Annotated in this window: 5 protein-coding genes; 2 read left to right on the top strand and 3 right to left on the bottom strand. The window is 70.3% G+C overall.

The annotated features are described in order from the left end of the window. Positions 1-2: 2 nt before the first annotated feature. The gene (gene corA / locus PKE44_RS11795) at positions 3-962 is read right to left on the bottom strand and encodes a magnesium/cobalt transporter CorA (protein WP_324551365.1); all 960 of its coding nucleotides are present in this window, start codon (positions 960-962) and stop codon (positions 3-5) included. 125 nt (positions 963-1,087) lie between these two features. Here corA and PKE44_RS11790 point away from each other — a divergent pair, with 125 nt between their 5' ends. Beyond that, positions 1,088-1,432 carry a cupin domain-containing protein gene (locus PKE44_RS11790; RefSeq protein ID WP_324551363.1) on the top strand — a complete coding sequence of 115 codons (345 nt, stop codon included), beginning with the start codon at positions 1,088-1,090 and terminating at the stop codon, positions 1,430-1,432. 14 nt (positions 1,433-1,446) lie between these two features. Here PKE44_RS11790 and PKE44_RS11785 read toward each other — a convergent pair whose 3' ends face one another. Beyond that, complete coding sequence (locus tag PKE44_RS11785) at positions 1,447-1,905, bottom strand: VOC family protein (RefSeq protein ID WP_324551361.1); 459 nt, start codon at positions 1,903-1,905, stop codon at positions 1,447-1,449. A gap of 88 nt (positions 1,906-1,993) precedes the next feature. Further along, positions 1,994-5,077: an EAL domain-containing protein gene (locus PKE44_RS11780; RefSeq protein WP_324551359.1), complete on the bottom strand. Its 3,084-nt coding sequence runs from the start codon at positions 5,075-5,077 to the stop codon at positions 1,994-1,996. 315 nt (positions 5,078-5,392) lie between these two features. Between PKE44_RS11780 and gcvP the strand changes: the two genes are divergently transcribed. After that, positions 5,393-8,085: aminomethyl-transferring glycine dehydrogenase (gcvP, locus tag PKE44_RS11775; RefSeq protein ID WP_324551357.1), on the top strand; the 2,693-nt coding region annotated here is incomplete at its 3' end.

Here is an 8,085-nt window from a genome sequence, read left to right as displayed (position 1 = left end):
TGCTACAGCCAGCCCTTCCTCTTGAAGAACCAGTACGGCGCCACGCCGGCCAGGATCATCAGGCAGATCGCCATCGGGTAGCCGTATTCCCATTCCAGCTCCGGCATGTGCTGGAAGTTCATGCCGTACAGCGAGGCGACCAGCGTCGGGGGCAGGAACACGACGGCGGCGATCGAGAAGATCTTGATGATCTTGTTCTGCTCGATGTTGATGAAGCCCATCGCCGCGTCCATCAGGAAGTTGACCTTGTCGAACAGGAAGGCGGTGTGGCTGGTCAGCGATTCGACATCGCGCAGGATCTCGCGGATGTCCTCGCCGCGGCCGGCGATCGCGTAGCGCAGCAGGAAGGACAGCGTGCGGCGCGTGTCGAGCAGGATCAGGCGCGCCTTGCCGTTCATGTCCTCCTGCACGGCCAGCCCCGACAGCACGTCCTCCATGTCCGAATCGGTCTCGGCGAGCACGCGGTGGCTCAGGGCTTCGAGTTCGGAGTAGATCTCTTCGAGCTTGTCGGCGATGTGTTCGACCTTGGCCTCGAACAGGCCGAGGATGATGTCGCCGACATCCTTGACCAGCCCGATCTGGCGGCGTGCGCGCAGCCGGAACAGCCGGAAGGTCGAAAGATCGTCCTCGTGCAGCGTGAACAGCCGGCCGCCGAGCACGGCGAAGGCGACCGTGATGTTGCGCGGCTGTTCCTCCTGATCGCTCAGGAAGTACGAATGCAGGTGCAGGCCGTCCTCGTCCTCGTACAGGCGCGCCGAGGGTTCGAGATCATTCATCTCGCGGTATTCGGGCAGTTCCAGCCCGAACTGCGCCTCGACCCACTCGCGCTCCTCCTCGGTCGGCTCGTTGAGATCGACCCAGACGATCTGCTGCATGAGGTCCGGCGGGATCGGCGCGTCGTCCTGCACGTGCAGCGGCGTCTGCTCCAGACGACCGTCGCGGATCAGGAAGGCGATCAGCATGGGGCGGGCTCCCGGAGCGTGGCGGCTGACGTGGGCAGGAAGGCGGCCGCGAGTGTATCCGGCGCCCGGAAACGGTGCATCCTTGCCACATGCAGGGCAGGGGAATGGATCAGGGGGCGAGGAACATGGAACAGCCGGACAGCGGCAATCTGTTTGCGGGCATTCCTGCCCGTCTCGATGCGGAAGCCTTCGGGCTGCTGTACCGGAGCCCCGGCGTGCGCATCGAACGCATCCTGTCGCGCGGCCAGAGTACCCCGCCCGGGGCCTGGTACGACCAGCCCGGCGACGAATGGGTGGCGCTGCTCGCCGGTCACGCCGAACTGGAGTTTGCCGATGGCAGGCGCCGGGCGCTGCTGCCCGGCGACTGGCTGCTGCTGCCGGCGCACTGCCGGCACCGGGTGGCGGCGACCAGCACCGAGCCGGCGGCGGTATGGCTGGCGGTGCACATCGAACCCGGCCCGCCGGCGTGAGCGGCCGGCGTGACTCAGTGCGCCACGCCCGAGGGCGGCTGACCCCAGGCCGCGGCGGCGCGGGCCGGCAGTTCTTCGGGCGGCACGTCCTCGATGTGCGTGCCGATCGACCACAGGTTGCCGTGGGCGTCGCGCACGCTGGCGACGCGATCGCCGTAGAACATGTCTTCGGGTGCGCGTACCGCCGTGGCTCCGGCGGTCAGCGCACGCGCGTAGGCGGCATCGACATCCGGCAGGTACAGGTACAGCGAGGCCGGCATCTCGCCCAGCTGTTCGCAGGCTTCGCCGAGCATCAGCGCCGCACCGCCGATGCGCAGCTCCGCATGGGCGAGCGCACCATCCGGGCGCGGCATGCGCATCACCAGCTCGGCGTCGAACGCGGCCTGGATGAACCCGAGCAGCGACGCGGCATCGCGCACGACCAGATACGGGGTGACGGCGGTGTAACCGTCCGGAATCGGCTTGACGCTCATGGCAGGGCTCCTCGGTGGCCGGGTATGGCCCCTGTTTCTGAGCCGCCGGCGGCCGTGAGGTTCGCCTGCAGGCCACGAAGGCCGCCGTTCAGCCCGCGCGCAAGGCCACGACCCGCGCCGGCGGCGGGGCCGGCGGCAGCACGGTCTGACCGGCCCGCTGGGCTTCGAGCAGTTTGCGGAGGTCTGCGGCCGGCTGCGGCCGGCCGGTCAGCCAGCCCTGGATCAGCGTGCAGCCGAAGCCGCGCAGCATCTCGGCCTGCTCGGCCTCCTCGACGCCCTCGGCGAGCACGGTCAGGCCGAGGTTCTGGCCGAGCTGCACGATGGTGCGCGCGATGGCGGCGTTGGCGGCGTTTTCGGTGAGATCGCGCACGAACAGCCGGTCGATCTTCAGCATCCCGACCGGGAAGCGCTTCAGGAACGCGAGCGACGAATAGCCGGTGCCGAAGTCGTCCATCGCCAGCCGCAGGCCGCGGTCGCCGAGTGCGTGCATGCGGGTCAGCGCGCGTTCGACATCGTCCATCAGCAGGCTCTCGGTGATCTCCAGTTCCAGCGATTGCGGCGCGATGCCGGCGGCTTCGACCGCGGCCAGCGTCTCGGCGACGATCTCGGCGCGGCGGAACTGCCGGGCCGACAGGTTCACGGCCATGCGCAGCGGTCCGAGCCCGAGGTGCTGCCATTCGCCGAGCTGCGCGCAGGCAGTGCGCGTGACCCAGTCGCCGATCGGCACGATCAGCCCGCTTTCCTCGGCGATCGGGATGAACTGGTCCGGCGGCACCAGGCCGCGCTGCGGATGGCGCCAGCGCAGCAGCGCCTCGACCGCGACGATGCGCCCGCTCGCGAGTTCCACCTGCGGCTGGTAGTGCAGTTCGAACTCGCCGCGCTCCAGCGCCCCGCGCAGGTCGCGTTCGCGTTCGAGCGCGGCGAGCGCCCGCTCGTGCATCGCCGGTTCGTAGTAGCCGTAGCCGTTGCGACCGCCGTGCTTGACGCCGTACATCGCGGTGTCGGCAACGCGCAGCAGCGTGTCGAGGTCGCCGGCATCGTCCGGATACAGGCCGATGCCGATGCTCGCCGACAGCACGAACTCGCGCCCGGCGACGGCGTAGGGCAGCTCGATGACCTCGATCAGCTTGCGCGCCACGCGCGCGGCGTCGTCGGGCCGGCCGATGTGCTCGGCGAGCACGACGAACTCGTCGCCGCCGAGGCGCGCGACCAGATCGCCGGTGCGCACGCTCTGCTTCAGGCGCTGGGCGACCTCGCAGAGCAGCGCGTCACCGACCGCGTGGCCGAGGCTGTCGTTGATGGTCTTGAAGCGGTCGAGATCGACGAACAGCACCGCGATGCGCCCGCCGCTGCGCCGCGCGCGTGCCAGCGCGTGCTTGAGGCGTTCGCGCAGGCGCGTGCGGTTCGGCAGCCCGGTCAGCGCGTCGTGCCCGGCCTGATGCACGAGTCTGGCCTCGATGCTGCGCCGCGCGGTGACGTCCTGCTGGATCACGACCCAGTGCGAGATCCGTCCGTGCGGCTCGCGCACCGGTGCCAGGTGCAGGTTGGTCCAGAACGGCTTGCCGTCGGCGCGCCGGCACTGCATCTCGATGCGCGTGTCGCAGCCTTTGGCGAGCGCGGCGCGCAGCTCGACAAGGGCCTGCGGATCAGTGTCGGCATCGGTCATGAAATCGCACGGCTGGCCGATGACCCCGGCGAGCGGCCGGCCGCTCAGGCGCTCGTAGGCCGGATTGGCGTACAGCACGATCAGCCCCGGCTGCACGGCATCGGCGATCAGCACGCTGTTCGGTGAGGCATCGAGGCCGCGATGCGCCAGACGCAGCTTCTGTTCGTTTTCGCGCCGTTCGGTGACATCGCGCGCCACCGCGTAGATGTGGCCGTGCTGCGGATCACGCACCGCCGACCACTCCAGCCAGCGCCAGCCGCCGTCGGCATGCCGGCAGCGGTTGGCGAAATGCTGCAGCGGCTGGCCGCCGGCCAGCTGCGCGGCGGTCTCCAGGCTGCGCTGCACGTCATCCGGATGCAGCCAGTCGAGCCAGTGCGTGCCTTCGATCTGCACCACCGGATGGCCGAGCGTGCGCTCCCAGGCCGGATTCACGCGCAGGAACATGCCCTTGTCATCAACGATCGCCAGCAGGTCACCGGCGAGCGAGAACAGGCCGTCGCGTTCGGCCTGCACCTGTTCGCGGCGAACGGCCTCGGCGTGCAGGCGCTCCAGGCTCTGGCACAGCTCGGCGGTGCGGGCCTCGACCACGCGCTGCAGTTCGTCGTGCGAGACGCGCAGCGCCGCATCGATCTGGTGGCGTCGCGCGCTCCACATCGCCAGCGTGCAGACCAGCGAGGTGATGACGGCCATGACCAGGGTCTGGATGATCTGCGGGTGCAGGGCTTCCAGGATGGCCTGGCGCGACATCAGCGCGACCAGCGTCCAGTCCGGACCGATGTTGCCATGGATGGCCGCGAGCACCGGCTGGCCGTCCGGGCCGAGGGTATCGGTCAGCAGTTCGGCCGGATGGCCGGGGGCCGGCAGGCGGGCGATCAGCGGATCGTCGGGCTTCGCCGGTTCTGCGCCGGACGGCAGTTGCAGGTACTGCATGCCCTGCGCCGTATGCTGGACCAGCCGCAGCTGCAGGCCGGGGAGGGCCTGCGGACCGGGATCGAGCAGCGCCTGCACTTCCTGCAGGCCGTGACGCAGCACCAGCCAGCCGGCCTCGACCCCGAGCGGTTTCAGCCACAGCAGGCTCAGGCCGTCGGTCGCCGGCAGATAACCGCCCTCTTCGCGGGCGAGCAGCTGGGCAAAGGCGCCGGGGGCGACGCCGGACACGAGCGGCGAACCCGGGCGCACCGACTCGGCCACCGGCATGCCGCTCGCATCGAGCAGCACGGCACTCAGGTAGTCGTGGGTCAGCACGATCGACTGCAGCCAGGTATTGGCGCGGGACTTGCGCTGCGCGTCGAGCTTCAGCCGGTGCACCGGCGAGTGCGCGCCACCGGCGAGCGCCAGCAGGCCGGCGTTGCTCTCGTGCAGCAGCCACCATTCCTCGATCGCCCGGGCGTGCGCGGCTGCGATCACCTGCATCTGCTCCGCCGTGCTGCGCATGTGCGACTGCAGGCGGGCGTGCAGGTACAGGCTGACCGCCGTCCACAGCGCGAGCAGCAGCACGAACCACACCAGGATCAGGGGCAGCGGGGGTGGACGTCGGCTGGCAGGAAGAGAGGGCATCGGCGAGGGGGGGCTTGTTGCACGCGGGTGAGCCGTACGACGAATCACGGCGTACGGGCAGCTACCTTACCGCCGGTTAAGATTCGGTAAACCCACACTTTATGAATGTTTGCGCGTACCCCGTCCGGGCGGACGGCGTAACGCCGGCTGAACAGCCGATTTGCGCGGCCCGCACCGGCACCGGGACAATGCCGCGCCTGCAGTGACGGCCCCTGCCGTGTGCAGCCGTCGCCTCCGCTTCCCAGTCCCCCGAGGTTTCCGACCATGACCGACCCGCGGCGCCCGCTCGCCGATCTCGAACCAGACACCGATTTCGTCCGCCGTCACATCGGCCCCGATGCCGCCGGACAGGCGGCGATGCTGGCCACGCTCGGCGTCGGCTCGCTGGCGGCGCTGATCGATGAAGTCGTGCCGGCCGACATCCGCCGCTCTGATGCGATGGCGATCGCCCCGGCCGTCGACGAGGCCGCGGTGCTCGCCGAGCTGCGCAGCGTCGCCGCGCGCAACACGGTGCTGAAGTCGCTGATCGGCCAGGGCTACTACGGCACGCACGTGCCGCCGGTGGTGCTGCGCAACGTGCTGGAGAACCCGGCCTGGTACACGGCCTATACGCCGTACCAGCCGGAAATCTCCCAGGGCCGGCTCGAAGCGCTGCTGAACTTCCAGACGCTGATCTGCGAGCTGAGCGGTCTCGACATCGCCAATGCCTCGATGCTCGACGAGGCCACCGCCGCCGCCGAGGCGATGACGCTGCTGCAGCGCGGCGGGCGCTCGAAGAGCGCGACCTTCTTCGTCGCCGATGACGTGTTCGCGCAGACGCTCGCCGTGCTGCGCACGCGCGCCGAGCCGCTCGGCATCCGCATCGTCACCGGCGATCCGCTCAGCGTACTGCCCGGCCTCGACTGCTTCGGCGCGCTGCTGCAATACCCCGGTGCCAACGGCGCGGTGCGCGACTACCGCGCGCTCGCCGAGACCCTGCACGCGCGCGGCGGCCTGCTCGCGGTCGCGGCCGATCCGCTGGCGCTGTGCCTGCTCGCGCCGCCCGGAGCCTGGGGTGCCGATGTCGTGGTCGGCAGCAGCCAGCGTTTCGGCGTGCCGATGGGCTTCGGCGGTCCGCACGCGGGCTTCCTCGCCACGCGCGATGCACTGAAGCGCGTGATGCCGGGGCGTCTGGTCGGCGTGTCGATCGACAGCCACGGCGCCGCGGCGCTCAGGCTGGCGCTGCAGACCCGCGAGCAGCACATCCGCCGCGAGAAGGCGACCTCGAACATCTGCACCGCGCAGGTGCTGCTCGCGGTGATGGCGAGCCTGTACGCCTGCTGGCACGGCCCCGAGGGCCTGCAGCGCATCGCGCAGCGCGTGCACCGCCTGACCGCGATCTTCGCCGCCGGCCTGCGCGGCCAGGGCTTCACGGTCGCCCCCGAAGCCTTCTTCGACACGCTGACCGTCGCCACCGGCGCGCAGACCGCCGCGATCCACGCCCGCGCGCGCGCCGCCGGCTACAACCTGCGCGAGATCGACGATGCGACGCTCGGGCTGTCCTTCGACGAGACCGTCACGCGCACCGACCTCGAAACGCTGTGGGGCGTGTTCGCGGAAGGCGAGGCGGCGCTGCCGGAACTCGACGCGCTCGATGCCGCCGGCGCCGGCGGGCTGCCGGCCGCGCTGCTGCGCAGCGGCCCGTTCCTGACGCATCCGGTGTTCTCGGCGCACCGCAGCGAGACCGACATGCTGCGCTACCTGCGCCGGCTCGCCGACCGCGACATCGCGCTCGACCGCGCGATGATCCCGCTCGGCTCCTGCACGATGAAGCTCAACGCCACCACCGAGATGATCCCGGTCACCTGGCCGGAATTCGCGCAGTTGCACCCGTTCGCACCGGCCGATCAGGCGCGCGGCTATGCGCAACTGATCGCCGAACTCGAAGCGATGCTGTGCGCCGCAACCGGCTACGCCGCCGTGTCGCTCGCGCCGAACGCCGGTTCGCAGGGCGAGTACGCGGGTCTCCTGATCATCCGCAAGTACCACGAGAGCCGCGGCGAGGGGCATCGCGATGTCTGCCTGATCCCGTCCTCGGCGCACGGCACCAATCCGGCCTCGGCGCAGATGGCCGGCATGCGCGTCGTCGTCGTCGCCTGCGACCGCAACGGCAACGTCGATCTCGGCGACCTGCGCACCAAGGCCGCGCAGCACGCCGCGCATCTGGCCGCGATCATGATCACGTATCCGTCGACGCACGGCGTGTTCGAGTCCGGCGTGCGCGAACTCTGCGAGATCGTCCACGCCCACGGCGGGCAGGTGTACATCGACGGCGCCAACCTCAACGCGCTGGTGGGGCTGGCCGCGCCCGGTGCCTTCGGCGGCGATGTCTCGCACCTGAACCTGCACAAGACCTTCTGCATCCCGCACGGCGGCGGCGGTCCCGGCGTCGGGCCGGTGGCGGTCGCGGCGCATCTGGCCGAGTTCCTGCCCGGGCGCGGCGAGCAGGCGATCGGTGCCGTCACCGCCGCACCGGGCGGTTCGGCGAGCATCCTGCCGATCTCGTGGACCTACATCCGCCTGATGGGCGCCGAGGGCCTCACCAGCGCCACCGGACACGCGATCCTCGCCGCCAACTACATCGCCACCCGGCTCGCGCCGCACTACCCGGTGCTCTACACCGGCCCGAACGGCCGCGTCGCGCACGAGTGCATCATCGACCTGCGCCCGATCAAGGACAGCACCGGCATCAGCGTCGAGGACGTGGCCAAGCGCCTGATCGACTACGGCTTCCACGCCCCGACGATGAGCTTCCCGGTGCCCGGCACGCTGATGATCGAGCCGACCGAGAGCGAGCCGAAGTCCGAACTCGACCGCTTCATCGACGCGATGATCTCGATCCGCGAGGAAATCCGCGCCGTCGAAACCGGCGCGCTCGACGCCGACGACAACCCGCTGAAGCACGCCCCGCACACGGC

It is taken from the genome of Plasticicumulans sp. (assembly GCF_035331805.1).
Classification (GTDB): domain Bacteria; phylum Pseudomonadota; class Gammaproteobacteria; order Competibacterales; family Competibacteraceae; genus Plasticicumulans.
The sequence above is the reverse complement of the archived record's forward strand: the minus strand, read 5'-3'. Positions and strand labels throughout refer to the sequence as shown.